The organism is Phocaeicola massiliensis B84634 = Timone 84634 = DSM 17679 = JCM 13223 (assembly GCF_000382445.1).
GTDB lineage: Bacteria > Bacteroidota > Bacteroidia > Bacteroidales > Bacteroidaceae > Phocaeicola > Phocaeicola massiliensis.
In genome coordinates this window covers 74517-95581 of record NZ_KB905473.1, presented here as the reverse complement: position 1 = coordinate 95581, position 21065 = coordinate 74517, and the positions used below count along the sequence as shown (strand labels likewise).

Genomic DNA, 21065 nt, shown 5'->3' with positions numbered 1-21065 from the left:
TGTCTTGTTTATAAGTAATTAAAATGTAATATTAACACCTCCGGAGAACATACGGGGAATAGGATAAGAGGTGAAACCACCACCGCCCATTTCAGGGTCTACACCCGGGAAGTTTGTAATAGTCAGCAAGTTCTCACCCGAAACGAATACACGCAGGTTACTGATAGCCGCCTTTGTTGTCCATGATTTCGGGAAAGTATAACCAATCTGCAACGTCTTCAACTTGATGTATGAGGCATTATACAAGTTACCGGTATTGGCACGGTATGCTGTCTCTGTATTACCGATACGCGGATACGGAGCATTGATATTGGCAGTAGGATCATTAGCCGGGTCGTATGACGGATCGGTTGCGGCAGCCTCAGGGTTTGAGTAATAGAAGATATTTCGTGCATTACGAGCAATAATCGTTCCTTCCTGCCAGCTCTTTTCACTCATATTATTGAAACCGCGTTCAAAGATATAATAGTACATCCCGGCATTACCGGCCCAAGTCATATTCAGGTCTATTCCTTTCCAGGCAGCCGAAATATTTAATCCATAAGTATATTTAGGAGTAGTTGACTTGCCTGTAAAGAAACGGTCATTGTTATTAGTACCATACATACCATCTCCATTCAGGTCGGCATATACCAATTCACCATACCACAAGCCTTGTCCCTGACCTATACTCTGACCATTGAAGTCATAAACTTTATTACCTGATGCATCTCTGTATGCCAACATTGCCCTTACCCAGTCCAAATCGGCTTTTGTACGAATCATACCATCACGCGGACCTCCATTGGGGTCAGGGGTCACACCATCTGCAAGATAAATATTGCCATTACCCTGATGACGTTCCCAGAGATAATACTCATCAAACATGTGGTCTTCTACACGAATCGTATTACCACTGACATCTGCTACATCACCTCTGTTAGTAACAAACGACCGGTTTCCGTTTTCATCGGTTACCCAACCTTCTTTGTATTTACCTTTATACTTGACAATTCTATTCTTATTATAAGTAAAGTTAGCACTAATACTATATTCGAAGTCTTTGATACGGTCCGTCCAGCGTAAAGTAAATTCCATACCTTGATTTCTCATATTAGAAGTATTGGTAGTAGGAGCACTGACAGTTCCCATTGTCATGTATACCGAAGGAGAAGCAAGAATACCCTTCGTGGTACGTGAATAATAATCCGCTTCCAAAGACAGACGGTTATTCAAGAAACCGGCATCAATTCCTATATCCACAGATTCACTGGATTCCCAGTGCAGGTTAGGATTGGCTATCTTTCCCTGACGTAAACCATCATATACATTTCCGTCAAAAGAATAGTTAACCGAACCGTAAGTTGCCTGCCATTCATAATAACCGGAAGTAGTATTACCCAATTTTCCGTAAGATGCACGCAGCTTCAAGTTTGAGAAAATACCTTTCATTTTTTCCATAAACGGCTCTTCACTGATTCTCCATGCAGCAGAGAATGAAGGGAATGTTCCCCAACGTGAGTCCGGTCCGAAACGTGAAGAACCATCACGACGGAAGTTAGCTTCAAGAAGATAACGATTCTTATAAGCATAGTTCAAACGACCGAAATAAGAAATAACACCATAATCTTGCTCTGCCGTTCCTCCTAAAGTCGGGTCCAACAAATCAAGTGCAGCCGTAAAGTCAGGTAAATCAAGATCAAGCAAACCTGTACGAGTAGCACTGAATCCTTTCACATTCCAGTAATACTGCTCTGTACCCAGCAAGATAGAAATATCATGTTTACCAAAAGTTTTCGCATAATTAATGGTTGCTGTATTTGTATGATTCTGGTAACGTGTAGTGGCACGGCTTGTAGTGGCAGTGCTACTGCTGACACCCGGAATAATCTCTCCGGTACGGAAATTCTGTTTATCAACCTTTCTGCTGTAAGTAGCTGTTTCGTTAAACAAAGTCTGATAGTTGAAACGTGCCTCCGCAGTAAGTCCGTCAAGGATATTCACCTTTGCATACCAAGTAGTATTCAACCGAGTATCATCATAAGAACCTCCTCTGCTCATTACATCAGCCAACAAGTTACTGGTAGATGCTCCATCTACAGACACCCCATATTTACCGTCATGATAAGGAGTCACAGCAGGCGTATTCTGATACATATAAGTAAAACTAGTATTACCCGGTTCTCTCGTCTGGAATGTGGCATACGTCTGTGTACCCACTTTCAGAAACTTGGTAATTTGTGTTTCAATATTAATACGACCCGAATAATTCTTTAATCCGGTGTTCTTCAATGTTCCGGGATTATCCAAATAGCCGAATGAAAGAAGATAATTTGTATTCTCACTACTACCAACCACCGATACATTATGCTTCTGTGAAGTAGTAGACAAGAACAATTCATCCACCCACTGTGTGCTCGGGTATGCCAGATAGTTAGGAACTCCATACGGATTATCCATGCCGTTAGGATCTTTTGCCAGACCTTCTCTCCATTCGTCAATGTCAGCCTGTGTATATTTACCGGCAGCCTGATAATTACGGTTAGTAGCCCAACGGTTAGCCATTTCCATGTATTCAGCATAATTATCTTCAAAACGGAAAGCCTTTCCACTCATCTTAGTATTAGATATGATACCTGAATAAGTGATTTTCGGAGCTTGTCCTTTTTTCCCTTTTTTGGTCGTTATCAAGATTACACCATTAGCACCTCGTGAACCATAAATAGCTGCACTAGCTGCATCTTTCAAAAATGAAATAGATTCAACATCGTCACTGTTAACAGAAGAAATACTTGCTTCTGAACCGTCAACAATTACCAACGGAGAAAGGTAACTACTATTAAATGTACCAATACCACGTATACGAATATTTGCACCATCACTACCGGGTTTACCCGAACCCTGATTTACCGATACACCGGATACCAAACCGGAAAGTGAACTTGACAGATTTGTAGTCGCACGACTTTCCAATTTACCGGCAGAAACTGTAGCAACCGCACCGGTCAAATTCACCTTTTTCTGTACACCGTAACCTACTACTACAACCTCATCCAAAGTTTCTGAATCTTCTACCAACTTTATAGCCAGGATATTTGTTGCGCTTGTGACCTTTATATCCTTTGTAACGTAACCGATATAGGATATTTGCACGGTGCAGTTTAAAGGGACGTTTAAAGTATTATCGTCGTTAAAAACTGGGTTTACACCATTTGTTGTGCTTTAACGAACTACAATAGCATAAATAACCGACTCCTCGATATCATCAACTTCGCTCCAAACGATAAGTTTTTTCTGCATGCTTCGTTGTATGATATCGTCATCAGCCGAAGAGCAGTTGCAGTCTGTAAACTATGTACACCCGCTAGAAAAATGAAGAAAGGACACTTCCAATTCATTTCTTATTGCAGCAGAGCAGGAATGTACCATATTCATTTTCATAGCGTACTAATTCAATGTAAGTTTAAAGAAGTTTCCAAATTTCCCTTAAAAGAACTATAAGAACTTTCTAATTTAACAAAATCAAAAATTATAGTTGTCGCAGTTGGGTTTTTATAGCATAACTGAAGTAATTTATTTTGTTTGCGAGTCAAAGAAAAACTGCTGTAAATCATAGACGAAGGATGCTTTTTATGAAAGGTCACTATTTAACTATAACCTATATATATAATAACGGGTAAAGAAGTTGATGTTACTTGAATGTTTTGAAACGGCGTATCAATATACGGTATATGCTCTATATTAATATGCCGTTTATAAACATACGATAAGCAACAACCCCGTAACCGGGCAATAAGTCAATAGATATTAGATTGCTGGGGTCTCTTCCTATACGGCTTCATTCAGCTATTATTCACACCAATTTTTCTTTGATTCGTTGACATATTAAGATTCTTCATTTATCATAAAAAAGATCACCTCCAAAAACTTTTATTTGAAGATTGAATAAATTAGCTAGTCTACCTTCCCCTTTTACTGTTAATTCTGAAAGCTCTTAAACCTAACATAAATTAAATACGCTCTTAAATTGCATATGATACATTCCTACACTCTATATATAAAAAATGAATTGAGAATCTCCTTTGTTTATATTTTTAGCTGGTCAACAAAGTTTACAATCTGCTGCAGTCCTACTGCTCATGCTGATTTGACACACCCTATCATCCACAAAAAACTAATTGATGGGAGCATAGTTGATGATACCGAATAATCGGTTATCGGACGTATGTTTGTTGATTAAAACACAAATAAAAGTGTCTACAAATTCTTTTACGGCGATATTACATTAAACGTCCCTTTAAACTGCACCGTGCAAGTATCCTATATCGGTTACGTTACAAAGGATATAAAGATCACAAGCACAACAAATAACCTGTCTATAAAGTTAGCAGAAGATACCGAAACTTTGGATGAGGTTGTAGTAGTAGGTTACGGTGTACAGAAAAAAGTAAATCTAACAGGTGCGGTTGCTTCCGTGGACTTCGAGGAACAAACTAAATCTCGTCCCATTACTACTGTTTCTTCTGCATTAGCCGGTTTAAGTCCCGGTTTGCAGGCATCATCAGGTTCTGCAATGCCCGGTGAAGATAACACTACTCTGCGCGTTCGTGGTGTCGGCACTATGAATACGGCATCTCCGTTGGTTATTATTGACGGTATGGAGGGCTCATTGAATGCCGTAAATCCTTTGGACGTTGAAAACATCTCTATTTTGAAAGACGCTGCTTCTTGTGCCATCTATGGTGCACGTGCTGCCAACGGTGTTATTCTGGTAACCACCAAAACAGGTACACGTGACAAAATCAGTATCAACTATAGCGGTCGCATCTCATTCAACAGCCCGACCCGTATGATTAAAATGATGAGTAATTATGCTGATTACATGGAGCTAATGAATGAATCATATAGAAATGTAGGAAAGTCTGATGATTTATTCGACCAGAAATACATTGATTTGTGGCGTGAGAAATCTAAAGACCCGAATGGTCTGAATGAGAACGGTGTACCCAATTACATTGCTTATCCGAATACCGACTGGGCTGAAGAATTATTCTCGGGTGGTGTAATCCATGATCACAACTTGTCTGTATCAGGTGGCTCTGACAAAATTCGCTTCTTGTTGTCGGCCGGTTATCAAGATAATGAAGGTGTGGTAGACAATACTGCCAACAAACGTTATTCAATGCGTGCCAACATCGAAGCGAATCCGACCAAATGGCTGACTGTGGGTACTCGTACTTATGCATCACAGATGGATCGTGAAGTTGGTGACTTTTCAAATGCAAATAACTTCTTGCGCCAGTCTACAGCCGGTACTTATCCCTATTGGAACGGCAGCTACGGTTATCCGGAATGTCCTGACGAACGTGCTACAGCCAATAATCCGTTATACAAGTTGGCACGTAACGATGGATTCAAGCGTTACAACCGCTTCAATACCACTTTGTTCAGCAAAATCAAATTCTTTGAAGATTTGAGTTGGGATTTCAACTTCAACTATAACCGCTATATCTATGAAACACGCCAGCATGGTGTACCTGCTTATCAGACACGTTTCAGTGACGGTGTAATTGTTGACGGTATTACTCCTCCCTCACAATTGAGTACCAGCTTCGACTACGAATCAAACTATTCTTATACATTGGAGAACCTGATTAACTACCATCACACATTTGCTCAGAAGCATGATGTTTCTGCATTGTTAGGTTATCAGGAATTCTACAAGAACTATTATAAGGTAAATGCAGCCAAAAAAGGTTTGATTGACGAATCATTGAACCAATTCGACGAAGCTACAGAAATGACAAGCATCGGCGGTTCTACCGAGGACTATGCAACCCGCTCTTATTTTGGCCGTGTAAATTACGCATATGACTCACGTTATTTGTTCGAAGCGAACTTCCGTTATGACGGTTCTTCACGCTTCCACAAAGACCATCGTTGGGGTTTCTTCCCATCATTGTCCGGTGCATGGCGTATTTCTGAAGAATCATTCATGGAATCAACCCGTTCATGGTTGGATAACCTGAAGATTCGTTTGTCTTGGGGTAAATTAGGTAACTCTGAAATCGGTAACTATGAATACCAGTCTGTTTACGGTCCTTCTAGATACGTATTCGGAAACGCGTTAGCTTCCGGTTTGGCTATTACGGCAGCATCCAATGAGTTGCTGCAGTGGGAAGCTACTACCACAACCAATTTCGGTATTGATGCTTCTTTGTTGAACAACCGTCTAACAGCCAGTATCGATATATACCACAAAATGACAACCGGTATCCTCTACCGTCCTACCATGGAATATGTTTTGGGTAATCATACAGCCCCCAGACAGAATATTGCCGAAGTTAGCAATGACGGTATCGAGTTCTCATTGGGATGGCGCGACAGAATCGGAAAAGTAGAATACTCTGTAAGCGGTAACTTCTCTTATAATAAGAATAAGGTGGACAAATATAATGGTGAATATACCAAAACCTGGGTAGAAGATCCGAACAATACATTAACCGGCGGTAAATGGACAGACAATATCGGTGATGTTTCATCCGGCGGCAATACTCCGGTAGTAGAAGGTCACATGCTGAACGAATACCGTTATCGCAGTGTATATAAAGGAAATGGCAAGTACTTTAATGCAGACGGCTCTGTAAATCCGGCAGGTGGTCCCAAGGGTGGTATGATTCGTACAGAAGAAGATATGAACTGGGTAAAAGCCATGATGGATGCAGGTTACAAATTCAAACCGGGTAACTCAATCGGTAAAGCCAATATCTACTATGGTGACTATATTTATGCCGATGTTAACGGTGACGGCGTATATGGTGACTCTGACGACGAAGAATTCCAGGGACGTTCCAAGACTCCGAAATACAACTTCGGTTTCCAGGCTTCTGCTGCATGGAACGGATTTGACATCTCAATGGTATGGGCAGGTGCTGCCGGTTTCGACATCTATTGGGGTCCGACAGCCGGTTACAACGCTGCCAAGACAGAATGGGGTAACAATATCGCACAGCGCATTGCAGACGACCACTATTTCTATGATCCGAGCAATCCCGATGATCCACGTACAAACATCAACGGTAAATATCCGCGTATGACTTATCTTGACGGTAACGTTCAGAATAATGCATCGTCTAACCGCTGGTTGTACAATGGTGACTATATCAAGTTGAAGAACTTGTCTTTAGGCTATACTTTGCCACAGAAATGGGTAACTAAAGTAGCAATGCAAAATGCACGTATTTACGTTTCTGCAGAAAACTTACTGACAATCACCTCTTTTGAAGGTCAGGACCCGGAATCTGCAACCGGTATGGGATATGCTCCATTTAGAAGCATTGCCATCGGTGCCAACATAACATTCTAATAACCTTAAGATACGAACTTATGAAACTATTTAAAAAATTATTTATATTATCAGCTGCAGTAACAGCTCTAAGCGGTTGCCGAAGCGACTTATTGGACACCGTTCCCTATGATAAGGCGGCATCCAATTCTATGTGGACAAACGAAAACTTTTGCGAATTGGGAGTAACCGGTGTATACCATGAATTGCGCGAAGACTACATTGCAAAAAAAGCATACGAACTGGAGGCATACTGCGTCAGCGGCAGCTGCCGTGACAACGACTATTCCATTCTGGCAGGAACGGCATCCACCGGTTCCGGTCTTTTTTCCGACTATTGGAAACAGCACTATGAAGGAATCCAACGTGCAAACGATGCCATCTCACACCTTGCAGAGGCTCCGGTTCCCGACGCTTTCAAGAACAAGCTGATTGCCGAAGTCAAGATTTTGCGCGCATTCTTCTATTACAAGCTGAATGCCGTGTTCAGAGGAGTACCCTACTATGACGTACCTGTATTGATTACAGAAGCTAACAAACCCCGAAGCAGCGAAATCGAAATATGGGAAGCTTGTGTGAAAGACCTCACGGATGCCATCAACGAGCCGACGTTGCCCGACCGTATTGCAGCCGGCAATGCACAATGGGGACGCGTAACCAAATCCGTAGCCTATGCATTGCGTGGTAAAGTGTACCTGTGGATGCAGGACTGGGCAAAAGCCGAAGCCGACTTCCGACAGGTGGGAAATATGGGACACAAGTTATTCGATGGAGGTTACAAACAACTCTTCAAAGAAGCTAACGAACAAAGTGATGAAGCTATTTTCTCTTTACAATGTATAGACAACAACGAAACTGCCGACGGTAACTCAATGAGCTTCCGTTACGGTGGTCGTACAACATTCGGTTCTTGCTGGAATACCATTTTGGCCAGCACCGACTTTGTTGACACTTATGAAAACATAGACGGTAGCAAGTTCAATTGGGATGATTATCTTCCCGGCTATTCAAGCATGGAACCAAAAGATCGTGAAGTATTCTTCTTGCGCAATACAGATGCAGATGTTTTAAAGGCCGAACTTCTTTCATTGGGTTATGAAGGCGACATTGACGCAGCCATTAAAGGTATCCGGGAAAAGGTAGAAAACCGTTTAAGCAAGTTGAGCACTGCTGCACAGGCATTATATTTACCGGCAGGCAATGAAGCACGTATCAAAGCTGTTTATGAAAATCGTGACCCGCGTCTGACACAGACCATCATTACTCCATATGCCACCTATAATGGCTCGGGTAACAGTGTAGACCACACCTTTACTTCACGCTGGCCATATTATGGTGCAGACACTGATGCTCCATTCGACCTCCGTACCGATACACAGAGCCATTTGTACTACTTGTTCCGCAAATTTGTAGCCGAAGGTTCAAGCGAAATGACCAACCGTGAAAAATCTCCGATTGACCTGCCTATCATCCGCTATGCAACAGTTGTATTAGGATTGGCAGAAGCACTGAACGAACAAGGTAAGACTGCTGAGGCAATTGAACAAGTGAACCTCGTACGTGAACGTGCCGGTGTAGCTCTTTTGAACAGCAATGCTGCAACACAGGTTAACGGACAAGACGATATGCGCACTCGTATCCAGAACGAATATCGTTGGGAAACTGCCGGTGAAGGTGTTTCCTTCTATGAAGAAATGCGTTGGAAAACCTGGAAAGAAAGCAAGTTCAACAACGCTGACGGTACTGCCGGCATGAAAGACATTTGGGGTGTTATAACTTACAACTGGACATGGGGTGGAGACCAATACTATGTATGGCCGATACCTAAACATGAAACAGATATGAATACAAGCCTGACACAGAATCCGGGCTGGTAATATCCCTGTCTTTTCAAGGTAAAAAGTATTATTGGATAGTAAGCCGTCTCAAAGTCACATTTGAGGCGGCTTTTTTTATGCATATCCGAAAATAGGCTGTTTTTCAGTCCTTATGGAAAATATATACATGTTTTAAGGACAAAAATAGAGTATTGCCACTATTCTTTTTTCGCACTTTTGCAGTGTAATAAATATCTTAATCTATATACCGATGAAGAAACTAACTCTATTACTACTTGCATTATTGTATGTTACACTCACATACGCATACACGGAACGCGACCTGCTCCAAAAGCAAGCCGACATCAACCGGTTAAAAGAAATACTGGTATTAGACCGCCAATGGGTGACTTACCCCGATTATAATGACCGTGCCGGTTGGGACCGTTTTTTAGGAACATTCAAAGACGAATATATCCGCCGTGGAGAAAAACGGCTAAATTATCAGTGGCAAGTAGTAAAAGCCACCGATTACCTGGCTTTCGAACGCACAGGCAACCGGCAAATCATGGAAAAACCTTTTGGTGCCAACAACGGTGCCATTGCCGACCTTCTGATGGCAGAGTTGGCAGAAGGGAAAGGACGATTTGTCGACCAACTTATCAACGGAGTGTTCAATGCTTGCGAAATGACATCATGGGCACTGGCCGCACATATCATCGTGCAACCTTCCCACAGAGCATTACCCGCATACGATTATCCTGTCATCGACCTTACTTCCGGTGACTTGGGAGGACTACTCGCATGGACTTATCACTTCATGCGCCCATCATTTGACAAGGTAGACCCTGAAATATCACGCCGCCTGCGCCATGAACTCCAAACCCGCATTCTCGACCCATATATGAATAATGATTCATTCTGGTGGATGGGACGCAACTACAACGGACGTATGCTCAACAATTGGAATCCGTGGTGCAACAGTAACGCCCTGATGTGTTTCATGCTGCTTGAAGACAACCGCGACACACTTGCCAAAGCTGTCCATCTGACAATGGAATCGGTAGACAAATTCCTAAACTATATCAAAGCCGATGGAGCTTGTGAAGAAGGTCCCTCCTACTGGGGACATGCAGCCGGAAAAACATTGGATTACCTTGAACTGCTTTCGGATATTACCGGCGACAAAGTAAATATATTCAATGAACCGATGATTAAGAACATGGGTGAATATATCTCACGCTCTTACATAGGTAATGGATGGGTAGTGAACTTTGCCGACGCTTCGGCACGCGGAGAAGGCAACTCATACCTTATCTATCGTTTCGGTAAGGCTGTAAACAGTGAAGAACTGAAAGGTTTCGCAGCCCTGATGCATCAACCTAAATCTTCGCCCAACAACGGACGCGATATTTTCCGCACCCTTGCTTCCATCGCTGTCGACAAAGAACTGCGACAGACAGAACCCCGCCATGAAAACCGCCCTTTTACCTGGTATCCCGAAACCGAGTTCTGCTATCTCTCTACCAAAGAAGGATTATTCCTGGCAGCAAAAGGAGGGTATAATGACGAAAGCCATAATCACAACGATGCCGGAACCTGCTCGGTATGGATGAACCAAACACCGATTTTAATAGATGCCGGTGTCGGCACATACACCCGCCAGACATTCAGTAATGAACGTTATAGCATCTGGACCATGCAAAGTAACTATCACAACCTTCCGATGATAAACGGCGTGCCCGAAAAATATGGAAAAAAATATAAAGCTACTGAAGTAAAAGCCGGAAAGAACAGTTTCGAAGCCAATATAGCCACTGCTTATCCCGAAGAAGCCAAAGTGAAAAAATGGATACGCTCATACCATGTGAAAGGTAAACAGGCCCGCATCAGCGACTCCTTCGAACTGGAAGAAGCAACAGCCCCCAATATTGTCAACTTTATGACTTGGGGCGAAATAGACCGGTCGGAAAAAGGAAAAGTTATCATTCATGTCAATAATGTAAAAGCAGCACTGCTCTATGATGCTGCCTTGTTTGAGCTGACTGTGGAACCCAAAGAGCTGGATGATATCAGATTATCCAAAGTATGGGGAAGTACAATCTACCGTCTGTCCTTCAAAGCCAAACAACAAACCAACAAAGGGAACTATTCATTTACTATAAAAAAACTATAATATGAAATTAAGAACCTCAATTCTTCTAGGATGTGCAGCTCTGTTCACTGCAACCTCATGTACTACAACACCCGCCAAGAAATCCTGGTCGGAACAAGTTATCGAAAACGCACGGGCGCAGATTGGTCTGGAGATAGATACAATCGAAGCCAGCGGCAAATGCCTCAACCCCGTTACCCTTAACAGTAAAGGAGGAGTATATTATTGCGGTCCGGCAGACTGGCGCAGCGGATTCTTTCCCGGCAGTGTATGGTATCTGTACGAACTGACCGGTGACCAAACTTTACTTCCTTTGGCACAGAAATATACTGAAGCCATCAGCGAAGCACAATACCTCACTTGGCACCACGATATAGGTTTCATTATCAATTGCAGCTTTGGTAACGGTCTGCGTATTAACCAAAAGCCCGAATATAAAGATGTGATGATACAGGCAGCCAAATCGCTTTGTACCCGTTTCCGTGAAAAACCGCAGGTTATCCAAAGCTGGGATGTAAAAGGCAACAGCTGGCAGTCACAACGCGGATGGGAATGTCCGGTGATTATCGACAATATGATGAACCTTGAATTATTGTTTGAAGCGACCAAACTTTCAGGCGACTCTACATTCTACAATGTAGCCGTGGCACACGCCGACCGCACTCTGCAAGAACACTTCCGTCCCGACGGCAGCTGTTACCACGTGATTGATTACAGCATAGAAGACGGAACAGTACGTCACCGCCAAACTGCACAAGGTTATGCCGACGAATCGGCATGGGCAAGAGGACAAGCATGGGCCATCTATGGTTACACAGTATGCTTCCGTGAAACCAAAGACCGCAAATATCTTGATCAGGCACTCAAAACTTTCGAATTTATGAAGAATCACAAGAATATGCCTGCCGACCTTGTTCCGTATTGGGACTTGGATGCTCCCAACATTCCGAACGAACCGCGTGATGCTTCTTCTGCTTCCGTTATTGCTTCTGCTTTGTACGAAATCTGTACATATCCCGTAGAGAATCCGCAGTCTTATAAAGAATACGCTGATAAGATCATGGAATCGCTTGCTACAGCCGACTATACCGCACCTTTGGGTGAAAACGGACGTTTCCTGTTGATGCACAGCGTGGGCAGTATTCCTCACAACAGTGAAATCGATGTACCGTTGAACTATGCCGACTATTATTATCTGGAAGCATTAAAGCGTAAAATTGACCTTGAAAAATAAAAACCATAAAAATAAGTATCATGAAAAAGCTTTTGATTCTCGCTTTCTTGCTGTTGGGATGCTTCTCAATGGCAAGTTATGCAGCCAAGCCCAAAGCAAAACATGTAGTTTACATCGGTCTTGACGGTTGGGGTTCATACAGTATGCCCAAAGCAAATATGCCTACCGTGAAATCACTGATGGAAACAGGTTGCTATACCATGCAGAAAAGAACAGTACTCCCTTCATCAAGCGCAGTAAACTGGGCATCCATGTTCATGGGGGCCGGTCCCGAAGTTCACGGATATACAGAATGGGGGTCACGCACACCGGAATTGCCTTCACGCGTAATCGTGAAGAATAACATCTTCCCCACTATCTTCCAAATCTACCGTGACGCTAACCCAAAGGCCGAAATCGGAGTATTGAGCGAGTGGGCAGGTATCCAATTCCTGGTTGACACACTTTCTACCGACTATCATGCCGTAGCACCGGACTATAACAAGTTCCCGACCGCACTGTGCGAAATGGCCGAGAAATACATCAAAGAGAGCAAACCGTCATTGGTAGCCATTTGCTTTGACAATCCCGACCACGTAGGCCACAAGGAAGGGCATGACACTCCGGCTTATTACAGTAAACTGGAAGAACTGGACGGCTACATTGCCCGCATCGTGGCAGCCGTAAAAGAAGCCGGTATGTATGATGACACCATCTTTATCATTACTTCCGACCACGGAGGTATCAAGAAAGGTCATGGCGGAAAGACAATGGCCGAAATGCAGACACCTTTTATCATCGCAGGAAAGAACATTAAAAAAGCCGGAGAATTTCAGGAAAGCATGGTACAATATGATGTTGCTGCTACCATGGCATACATTTTCGGATTAGAACAGCCACAAGTATGGACAGGACGTGCCATGAAACAAGTATTTAAATAAAACTCCACATGAAACTACGATTAATTACTTTAGCATTTATATCTGTTTTCTTTTTAACGGCAGCCTCTGCCAAAAAGAAAACTACCGCACCGGTCAACGACCGACAACAATGGGTTGAATTGTGTTACCGCATTGCAGCTCCGGTGCTTGAAAACATGAGCAAGGGCGAACTTCAAAAAAACATGCAACTCGAACTCAGCCCCACTTGGGACGGACGTGATAAACGTGTGGCCTATATGGAAACGTTTGGCAGACTGATGGCCGGCATCTCGCCTTGGCTGGCATTGCCTGACGATGATACCGAAGAAGGAAAGATGCGCAAACAGATGCGCGAATGGGCTGTGCTTGCTTACAAAAATGCCGTAGATCCCGACAGCCCCGACTTCTTATTGTGGGAAACCAAATCAACACAACGATTGGTAGATGCTGCCTATATAGCAGAAAGTTTCCTGCGTGCACCCGAAGCCACTTGGCAGTTGTTGGATGAAACAACTCAGAAACGCTACATCGAACGTTTCCAACGTTTGAAAATCGTACGCCCGGCATATAATAACTGGCTATTATTCCGCGGCTTGATTGAAGCATTCCTGATGTCGGTAGGCGAAGATGCCGACCAATATGTATTGACAGTTGCTTCCAATAAGATAAATGAATGGTATTTGAGTGACGGCTGGTACTCAGACGGTTCTGAGTTCGCACTTGATTATTACAATGCTTACGTTATTCACCCTATGTATATCGAAATGCTGGAAGTACTGAACAAACATCACTTCTGGACTCCTATCAGCACCAAACTTGCCATCAAACGCATGCAGCGTTTCAATGTATTTATGGAACGTCTTATTTCTCCCGAAGGCACATATCCTGCATTTGGCCGGTCTGTAGTGTACCGTATGGGAGCTTTCCAGACACTTGCCATGGCAGCATGGAAATACGGACTGCCCGAAGGAATGAGCAACGGCCAGGTGCGCAGCGCATTAACTGCCGTAATGAACAATATGTTCAAAGTGGAAGGAAATTTCAACGAAAAAGGGTTCCTCCAATTGGGATTTGCCGGTCATCAGCCCGACCTTTCCAATTATTATACCAACAACGGCAGTTTGTACATGACTTCTTTGGTATTCATGCCATTGGGATTGCCTGCCGATCACCCGTTCTGGAAAGATGCAGCCGAACCATGGACATCACAGAAAGCATGGAGCGGACAACCGTTTCCTATTGATGGACATCATTCACTCAGAAGTGAATAATATCGACTTTAACATAATATTGTTTTAACATAGCCGACTCCTCATTGTTTGCGAAAATAGTGAGGAGTTTTTTATGTCCCTCAGCCACGGATTAAATAAAGGTTCTCGGTTGTAGAACCTTTTAGGCGAACCTTAGCTGAGATTTACAATTGTTCGATCTCTTCTATCGACAGTTCTGTATATTGGGCCATCGTAGAAAAGGGAATTCCGTCACTCTTCATTTTGCAAACCGTTTCCGTCCGGGTCTTTTTCATCCCGTCTTCTGTAGCTCCCCTACGAATGTCTTCTTCCACTATCCGGCAGCTCCGACAAGCGGCTCTTAGAATAATAACAAAGATTGCTCCCTTTTGGCTAAAAAGTCTTGGTCGTATTGAAAAAGCCTTAGTTCTTTTTCGGAAACTCTTTGGTCTTTTCCAAATACCTCAAAATCTATCCATTATGATACGTTGACATCCGTTAAGATTTACGGAACAGAAGTAAAACAAACACTTAATGATGCTTAACCTGTTGGGGATGTGGTGAATAAGATTTCAGGAGAAAGAAGAAAAAAAGTGCATCTCTTAGTAAGAGATACACTTTTCGCTGCAAATTTACACAAAGTTTTGATAATTAAAACTTTTTGAGAAGAAAAATCACAAGGCAAGTGCAAAAATATCTTTAGTCTTAAGTTTCAGGACGCTTTTTTATGGGCTTAAACAACTAATAATAAAGTGCTTATGTGCGTTCGGTGTATCTCTTACTAAGAGATGCACCGAACGCAACCCTTTTTTAAGGATTTGAAAGATGTATATTTATTTGAAATAGAGACGATAAAAAGAGAGTACAATGGACTACCTGTTTCTACACCGCGACAAGCGCACTTTTACTTCCGAAAGGCAGAAGAATCTGCTCTTCCGGGCTGCCCGCCTTTATTGGGAGCAGAAGTATGCGGACAGCGAAGTGGTTCCGAAAAGGAAAGTCGATTGTGAGCTATATAAATATGTATTGTATTATTTGGAAGTGCGCCAAGTGTTTCTTGACCCGAAGCTCTCACTGAAGAAGCTGAGCGATATGATTGAAACGAACCAGACTTATCTGTCCAACGTGGTCAACCGCTACTTCGGTTGTCATCTGAAAGAGTTGGTGAACACGTATCGGGTGGAATATGCCAAGGAACTGCTCCGTTCGGGCAAGTGTCCGCCGGAGGAGCTGCCTCAACGCTGCGGGTTTCTGTCGCGAAGTGCGTTTTATGCTGCTTTTAAAAAGGTGACGGGCGTTTCTCCCAAACGTTATATGAAATATGGACAGAGAGAAAAGCTCTCGGAACCAACAGAATATGTATAACCAATTTTAGTTTTTTAAATTTATAAATTTAAAGTTTTTCTATTATTAACATAAAGCTCTAAAGCAGCCAAAGGAGAATAAGAGAGGTTGGAACGTAAACAGTTGGGAATGAGCAGATTTGCACAAAGTTGCCAAATCGCCATAAAGCAAGCGAGTGAGGAATATTGAAGTAGTTCAGTTACTAAATCGTGAGCCACAGTTACCTATGCAAAGCAGGTAACAATGCGGAAAGGCAACTTTGTGCATCAACGGATTTTATTGCGCTGATTCTCAATGTTTTGCGTATCAAGGAACGCTTACAAAATGATTATATTTGCACACTCAAAATGTAAGCGTTATGAAAATCGAAAAATTCAAGGTGTTGCTCTACCTAAAAAAGAGCGGAATGGACAAGAATGGAAAAGCTCCCATCATGGGACGCATCACGGTGAACAGGACTATGGCGCAGTTCTCCTGCAAGTTGTCTTGCACTCCATCGCTTTGGAATCCTCGTGCCAGCCGATTGGAGGGCAAGAGCAAGGAAGCCGTGGAGACCAACAAGGACATCGAGCAGTTGTTGCTTTCCATCCAAAAGGCTTTCGATGTGCTTGTGGAAAAGAGAACGGACTTCGAGGCTAAGGATGTCAAGGAGGCTTTGCAGGGCAGCGTCAAGACACAGACCACCCTTCTCTCCTTCGTGGACGAGCATATCAGTGAACTCAGCACCCATGAGGGCATCGATATGTCGAAGAGCAGTGTCTGGACTTACAGAAAGATTCGCAAGAATCTCGCTGAGTTCATCGGGGAGAAGTACAGGTTGACTGATTTGGCTTTCGGACAGCTGACCGAGCCTTTCATCAGTGACTTTCACCATTACCTGCTTGACGAGAAAGGCTTTTCATCAGGAACCATCACCATCTATGTGTCGCTCTTCAAGAAGATGTGCCGCATCGCCTTTGAGCGAGGCTTGTGCAAGAACCTGCTGTTCGCCCATTATCGGGTTGGCACTCCAAAGGTTACGACACCCAAGGCTCTCAGCATGTCTGATTTCATAAAAATCCGTGATGTGGAACTGCCCGAAGACAAGCCGAGGCTATCCGTTAGCCGTGACCTGTTTCTTTTCGCCTGCTATGCAGGAACAGCCTTCATAGACACCGTTTCCATCACGAAAGCCAATGTCAAGGTGTTGGAGGATGGCGACAAATGGCTCGTCTATAACCGCAAGAAGACCGGAACACTTGCCAGGGTGAAACTCCTGCCCGAGGCGTTGGAGCTGATGGCGAAATACGAGGACGAGGCAAGAGATACCCTTTTCCCATTGCTGAGCACGAATCGTGTTCGTATCGATCTCATCACCATCTGCAAGTTGGCGGAAACGAGCAAGACCTATTCCTACCATTCGGGACGACACTCGTTCGCCAGCCTCATTACGCTGGAGGCTGGTGTGCCGATGGAGACCATCTGCAAGATGCTCGGTCACAAGGATGTGAAGATGACGCAGCGGTATGCGAGAGTAACCCAAAAGAAGCTGTTTGAGGACATGGACAAGTTCATCGCTGCAACCGAGAAGGACTTTATTCTCGCATTATGAACAAGGCTTTCAACTTTTCTTTTTACAGTTTCAACTACATTATTATATTATAAGGACAACAACTATGAGCAGAAGTACATTTTCTATTTTGCCTTACATCAACAGACAGAAGGTGAAGGCAGATGGAACAGCCAACATACTTTGCCGCATCACCGTTGACGGCAAAAGTGCAGCCATTTCCACAGGCATATCCTGTACCCCACAGGAGTGGAACGCCAAGAAGGGAGAGGTACGGAACGTAAGGGACAACGGACGATTGGCAAGTTTCCTTGCTGAGGTCAAGGATAAATACAACTCACTTCTTACCGCCAATGGCATCATCACCGTGGAAATGCTGAAGGCTGTGTTGAAGGACAAGGACACGACAGGAAGGTTCTTGCTGAACTTTGGTGATACCATCGTGGAATGGTATCGAACCTCAAAAGCCAGACAAACCTTTCTGCACAAGCGAACATGGCAGAAGAACCTGAGAGCCTTTGTCCATTCGTTGGATAAGGACGACATCGCCTTTGAGGACATAGACGAGAATTTCGGGGAGGAATACAAGCTATTCCTGAAACGAGACCAGGGACGTATCGACAGCTACGTGAACCATTGCCTTCTCTGGCTGAACATGTTGATGTACAAGGCAGTGGACAGGAGCATTATCCGCTTCAATCCCATAGCCAAGATAGGGTATGAGAAGAAGGCAGCCCCGAAGATGACCCATATCAGCAAGGCAGACTTCATCAGGATGCTCTCTACCCCGATGGCTGACGAGCGAACGGAGCTTGCACGCAGATGTTTCATTTTTGCCTCGCTCACCTCCTTATCCTATATAGATGTAAAGAAACTGTACCCTCACCATATCAGTGAGAACTCCGAGGGTAGGAAGTTCATCCGCAAGGAAAGAGAGAAGACAGGCGTGGAGTTCTTCGTGCCGCTCCATCCGATAGCCGAGAAGATACTTTCGCTCTACAATACCACGGACGACAGCAAGCCTGTTTTTCCACTGGGTGAGAAGAAAGACATCTATCTTGATGTGCATACCCTTGGAATGGTGCTTGGCATAAGTAATAAGTTGGGATTCCACGCCAGCCGCCATACATTCGGAGTCTTGATGCTCAACGAGGACATTCCCATCGGCAGCATAGCCAAGATGATGGGACACGCAGACATTACAAGCACACAGGTCTATGCGCAGGTGACGGAGCAGAAGATTTCAAATGACATGGATAAGCTTATTGCCAAGCGAGAAAGGAACAGATTATCGAACGAAAAAACTATTGGAAAATGAACAGAGGAGTTATAACTATCAGCGAGAGCGGAACGGTATCCATGCCGACCGATACTGTATGGATGACCATGCAGGAGATTGCCGACATGTATAATGTATTCGGCTGCTATGTGCGCAAGGCTGTCAAGGCTATATTCAAGGATGGCATTCTGAAAGAGCAGGGTGTACGCCGTCATGTCAGGAAGAACGACCGCATCAGCTATGATGTGTATAGCCTTGAACTCGTCATTGCGGTAGCCTTCCGTATTGACAGCATTGAGAGCAGAGCTTTTCGGGAGTTCATCATGCAGTCCGTCATCGGCAGACAGACAAGCCGCACTAAACTGGTCTGTATCTTTACAGAGAATGCAATGGCATAGACCTGCCATAAAGCAACGTTCCTTGGAGGCTTTGCGCCTCCAGCCACTTGGGCGAACCACCGCAGTGTGTTTTAGCATGGTATTAGATTTATACAGGTAACACAAATGATACCCGGCAAACACGAACAACTCGGTATAGCCAATAAAACGAGGCGACAACCTATAACAACCACACTCGGTAAGTTATACGTTGTCGCCTTGTTCATTTCACACACTCATCAAGGACATTCTCCTACATACCTTTCATTCTGTACGCCTCACGATAGTTAGCCATCAGAATCTTCTGAATGTCGGACTCGCGGTAGAGTATCTTTCCGCCAAGCTGGATATACGGGATGACACCGTTGTTTCGGTAGTCCTGCAGGGTTCTTCGGCTCAGTTGCAGCCTGGCACAAAGCTCCTTGTCCGTCATGAAGCGCTCACCGTCAAGCATGGGGCGGTAGTTCATCACGGCACGTTCAAAATTGTCAACCATTCGGTTGAGGTGGTTCACGATGTGGTTCATCCACTCGCTGTTTCTTGTCATTACTTCATTGCTCATAGTTGTCTCGTTTTATTGTTGATACTTACGTTACTCGGTTTACTTGCTGCATTGGATAAAGTGGCTGTTGTATGTTGACAGCCTAACCTGTGCACTTGCGAAAGCGCATGTCCTTTTTCTTGTCCTCCACTACTGCTACGATAGCCATCACGTCCTCCGGCTTGTAGTAGGTCTTGTGGCTGATTTGCATATAAGCCAAAGTTCCGTTGTCCCGAAGCGTCTGCACTGTCCGTGGGCAGATGTTGAGCGTCTGACACACGTCCTGCGTGTCGAGCCACTTGTTCATGGTCTTGTCCTCACTGCGCTCACGGATTCTGTCCATGCGCTTCACGAAGTTCTCCAACTGGGCATCAAGATAGTTGAATGCCTCTTCCTCGAATACGATGAATCCCATACTTTTCTCTTTTCTAAGTTTATACTATGTTATATGTCGCAAAGCTCCACGCATATGCTGTGCTCCACGTTTGTGAGTGCAAAGATAAGGCACGGCAATCTAAAAACAAGCGTTTTCAATTTCTGTGGCAGTATGTTGCCGGGGTTTGCCGACTTCAACGCCAAAAACAACAAGAAAAACTTGCACGACTGCAACGAATACATGAACAATGATGAGTTGAGAAATACGTTGAAGTTCTCACAACTATCTCGGTATGCAAATAAGCAAGCCACAACTAAATTGCCACGTTACACCCAATCAGTTGCATGGCTGCACTCAGTACACTTACTTTGCACCCGACAATCGGTCAATGGTGCAAACCGTGACCACTATACTAACAAATAAAACAGCATAAGCTATGGCAAGAACAAAAGATGCAGTCTTGACTCCTGGGCAAAAGGAGCTGATGGAAAAAGAGTATTTGGATTTTGTTAAACCATCTACGTATGGCAGCAAAGCCAATCCAAGTAGTTGTAATTCTCTCTATGATGATGTAGAGAACCCAGAGTTGAGAGCAATTGTAGAGAAAGTTGCTGCAACAACTCCCTATAGAGAGGAAACATCAACGAACGAGGCTCAATCGCCACCGAATCCGCAGAAGCGCATCAGTGGCAAGCAGCGCAAGGCGACATTGGAGGAGTATCAGCAGACCTTCCTCCAGGTTCCAAGGATTGACGACCGCAAGCCAGTCTTCGTCAGTTCCGATGTACGAGACCGTCTTGATCGTGTCGTCCGCATCCTCGGAGGGAGACGCATGAGCGTATCGGGCATCATCGAGAACATCGTGCGCCACCACCTAAGCCTTTATGAAGAGGACTTCGAGGCTTGGCGCAAATTGTGAGAATTAAGGTCTGCGACCTTGG

At 44.0% G+C, this 21065-nt stretch carries 13 protein-coding genes and 2 pseudogenes; 12 read left to right on the top strand and 3 right to left on the bottom strand.

Annotated elements, in window-relative coordinates; all coding sequences use genetic code 11:
• Positions 1 to 18: 18 nt before the first annotated feature.
• Positions 19 to 3153: pseudogene (locus tag HMPREF1534_RS05740) on the bottom strand (SusC/RagA family TonB-linked outer membrane protein); the annotation flags it as partial.
• A gap of 1099 nt (positions 3154 to 4252) precedes the next feature.
• Here HMPREF1534_RS05740 and HMPREF1534_RS05745 point away from each other — a divergent pair.
• From HMPREF1534_RS05745 to HMPREF1534_RS05790, 10 genes and pseudogenes are all read left to right on the top strand, one after another.
• A pseudogene (locus HMPREF1534_RS05745) lies at positions 4253 to 7345 on the top strand (SusC/RagA family TonB-linked outer membrane protein); the annotation flags it as partial.
• Between the two features lie 20 nt (positions 7346 to 7365).
• A complete protein-coding gene (locus tag HMPREF1534_RS05750) occupies positions 7366 to 9201 on the top strand; it encodes a RagB/SusD family nutrient uptake outer membrane protein (RefSeq protein WP_005942372.1) in 1836 nt (611 codons plus the stop codon).
• A 211-nt stretch (positions 9202 to 9412) separates the two neighbouring features.
• Positions 9413 to 11317, top strand: coding sequence for a heparinase II/III domain-containing protein (locus tag HMPREF1534_RS05755; RefSeq protein ID WP_005942370.1), 1905 nt, complete (start codon positions 9413 to 9415; stop codon positions 11315 to 11317).
• A gap of 1 nt (position 11318) precedes the next feature.
• Positions 11319 to 12530, top strand: a complete 1212-nt coding sequence (locus tag HMPREF1534_RS05760) for a glycoside hydrolase family 88 protein (protein WP_005942369.1) — start codon at positions 11319 to 11321, stop codon at positions 12528 to 12530.
• Between the two features lie 20 nt (positions 12531 to 12550).
• Positions 12551 to 13450, top strand: coding sequence for an alkaline phosphatase (locus tag HMPREF1534_RS05765; protein ID WP_005942367.1), 900 nt, complete (start codon positions 12551 to 12553; stop codon positions 13448 to 13450).
• Positions 13451 to 13458: 8 nt separating this feature from the next.
• Positions 13459 to 14700, top strand: coding sequence for a DUF2264 domain-containing protein (locus HMPREF1534_RS05770; protein ID WP_005942365.1), 1242 nt, complete (start codon positions 13459 to 13461; stop codon positions 14698 to 14700).
• 825 nt (positions 14701 to 15525) lie between these two features.
• A complete protein-coding gene (locus tag HMPREF1534_RS05775) occupies positions 15526 to 16023 on the top strand; it encodes a helix-turn-helix domain-containing protein (RefSeq protein WP_005942363.1) in 498 nt (165 codons plus the stop codon).
• A gap of 337 nt (positions 16024 to 16360) precedes the next feature.
• Complete coding sequence (locus tag HMPREF1534_RS05780) at positions 16361 to 17593, top strand: site-specific integrase (protein ID WP_005942360.1); 1233 nt, start codon at positions 16361 to 16363, stop codon at positions 17591 to 17593.
• Between the two features lie 64 nt (positions 17594 to 17657).
• The gene (locus HMPREF1534_RS05785; protein WP_005942357.1) at positions 17658 to 18869 is read left to right on the top strand and encodes a site-specific integrase; all 1212 of its coding nucleotides are present in this window, start codon (positions 17658 to 17660) and stop codon (positions 18867 to 18869) included.
• A complete protein-coding gene (locus HMPREF1534_RS05790; RefSeq protein ID WP_005942354.1) occupies positions 18866 to 19228 on the top strand; it encodes a hypothetical protein in 363 nt (120 codons plus the stop codon). The genes HMPREF1534_RS05785 and HMPREF1534_RS05790 overlap by 4 nt, the downstream gene beginning before the upstream one ends.
• A 232-nt stretch (positions 19229 to 19460) precedes the next feature.
• On the opposite strand, the gene HMPREF1534_RS05795 is transcribed toward HMPREF1534_RS05790, so the two are convergent.
• A complete protein-coding gene (locus HMPREF1534_RS05795; RefSeq protein WP_005942352.1) occupies positions 19461 to 19769 on the bottom strand; it encodes a helix-turn-helix domain-containing protein in 309 nt (102 codons plus the stop codon).
• Between the two features lie 82 nt (positions 19770 to 19851).
• Complete coding sequence (locus tag HMPREF1534_RS05800) at positions 19852 to 20163, bottom strand: helix-turn-helix domain-containing protein (protein ID WP_005942351.1); 312 nt, start codon at positions 20161 to 20163, stop codon at positions 19852 to 19854.
• 54 nt (positions 20164 to 20217) lie between these two features.
• Between HMPREF1534_RS05800 and HMPREF1534_RS19925 the strand changes: the two genes are divergently transcribed.
• Together HMPREF1534_RS19925 and HMPREF1534_RS05805 are read left to right on the top strand one after the other, a co-directional pair.
• Complete coding sequence (locus HMPREF1534_RS19925; protein WP_234983067.1) at positions 20218 to 20547, top strand: hypothetical protein; 330 nt, start codon at positions 20218 to 20220, stop codon at positions 20545 to 20547.
• 13 nt (positions 20548 to 20560) lie between these two features.
• Positions 20561 to 21043 carry a DUF3408 domain-containing protein gene (locus HMPREF1534_RS05805; RefSeq protein ID WP_005942350.1) on the top strand — a complete coding sequence of 161 codons (483 nt, stop codon included), beginning with the start codon at positions 20561 to 20563 and terminating at the stop codon, positions 21041 to 21043.
• Positions 21044 to 21065: the final 22 nt, after the last annotated feature.